Consider the following 1,499-nt stretch of genomic DNA (forward strand, 5'->3'; position numbering starts at 1 on the left):
GGCGACGCCGGGGGCGACGGAAAACGCCAGTCCCTCGGCCTGCCCCAACCCATGGTACGGATCCTGGCCGAGGATGACCACGCGCACGTCTTCGGGCGGCGTGAGCTCCAGCGCGCGCAGCGGCTGGGGCGGGAAGATCGTCGCGCCTTCCGCCAGGCGGCCTCGCAAAAAGCCCAGCAACCTCTGGCCGGTCGGACTGCCAAAAAATGCATCGGTAGTCGGCCGCCAGCCGGGCGCCACCGGCCATGCGGCGGGGTCAGCAGTGGTGAGCCGATTGGGCAAGGGCGCCTTCATGGCGTCAAGCAGCTGGTTCATGGCTTTACAGCCTATCTTTTACCGAACAATTGAGCCAGCGCAAGGCCGGGTTCTTCCGCGCGCATGAATGCCTCGCCGACCAGGAATGCATTCACACCTGCCTGGCGCATGCGCTGCACGTCCGCTGGCGTGGCAATGCCCGACTCGGTAATCAGCAGGCGGTCCGCCGGCACCCTGGCCAGCATGCCCAGCGTGGTGTCCAGCGAGACCTCGAAAGTTTTGAGGTTGCGGTTGTTGATGCCGATCAGCGGCGTCTTGAGCTTGAGCGCACGCTCCAGTTCGGCTTCGTCGTGTACCTCGACCAGCACCGCCATGTCCAGCGACATCGCCAGCGCTTCAAGCGATTGCATCTGCGCGTCGTCCAGGCAGGCCGCAATCAACAGAATGCAATCGGCACCCATGACGCGCGCTTCATACACCTGGTAAGGATCCACCATGAAGTCTTTGCGCAGCACCGGCAGACTGCAGGAGGCCCGCGCCTGCTTCAGGTAATCAATGCTGCCCTGGAAGAACTGCTTGTCGGTCAGCACCGAAAGGCAGGCGGCGCTGATCTCGCCATCACCTTCGGCATAGCTTTGCGCGATATCGGCTGGAATGAAGTCGGCGCGCAGCACGCCTTTGGACGGGCTGGCCTTCTTGATTTCGGCAATCACCGCGGGCTGACCCGCTGCGATCTTGGCGCGCAGCGCACCCACAAAGTCACGCGTCAGGACACGCGATTCGGCATCTTCGCGCATCACGTCCAGCGGTTTGCGGCGGATGGCATCGGCAATTTCTTGGCGTTTGACGGCGATGATTTGGTTCAGGATATCGGACATGCCCCGATTTTGGCAGATGCGGCCAGACCTCCCGCAGGAGTCCGCCTTGGCGGTGTTAGCGCAAACCCGCTACAACCGGACGCGTCCCGGCACTAGTATTTCCCTTCGCCCGCTTTGACCGCCCTTGCCTGACCGGGCTCGCGCACAAGGTGTACCTCCATCGGATAGCCATACACCCTCTCATGACCGCACTTACTGATGCCATTGAAGAAATTGTCCGTTCGGCCGGCGCCATGATGCGCAACGCCTTCAACGCGCCGGACAAGCCTGCCTATTCGCTCAAAGGCCGGCAGGACTACCTGACCGTCACCGACGGCGCGGTAGAACAGTATGTGCGCGCGGAGATCGAACGGCGCTTTCCGGGAG

2 protein-coding genes and 1 pseudogene are annotated in these 1,499 nt (G+C 62.9%); 1 reads left to right on the top strand and 2 read right to left on the bottom strand.

Features of this window, described 5'->3' with window-relative positions:
• Nucleotides 1–315: uracil-DNA glycosylase (locus tag AC1D1P_RS23085; RefSeq protein ID WP_477674600.1), on the bottom strand; the 315-nt coding region annotated here is incomplete at its 3' end.
• 11 nt (nucleotides 316–326) lie between these two features.
• Nucleotides 327–1,133: an indole-3-glycerol phosphate synthase TrpC gene (trpC, locus tag AC1D1P_RS23090; protein WP_457282283.1), complete on the bottom strand. Its 807-nt coding sequence runs from the start codon at nucleotides 1,131–1,133 to the stop codon at nucleotides 327–329.
• A gap of 182 nt (nucleotides 1,134–1,315) precedes the next feature.
• Here trpC and AC1D1P_RS23095 point away from each other — a divergent pair.
• A pseudogene (locus AC1D1P_RS23095) lies at nucleotides 1,316–1,499 on the top strand (inositol monophosphatase family protein); the annotation flags it as partial.

The sequence above is a fragment of the Polaromonas sp. P1_E1_2 genome (assembly GCF_056406035.1).

Coding starts and splice junctions, on each gene's coding strand:
- trpC (WP_457282283.1), bottom strand. CDS start 1,133: ATGTCCGATATCCTGAACCAAATCATCGCCGTCAAACGCCAAGAAATT.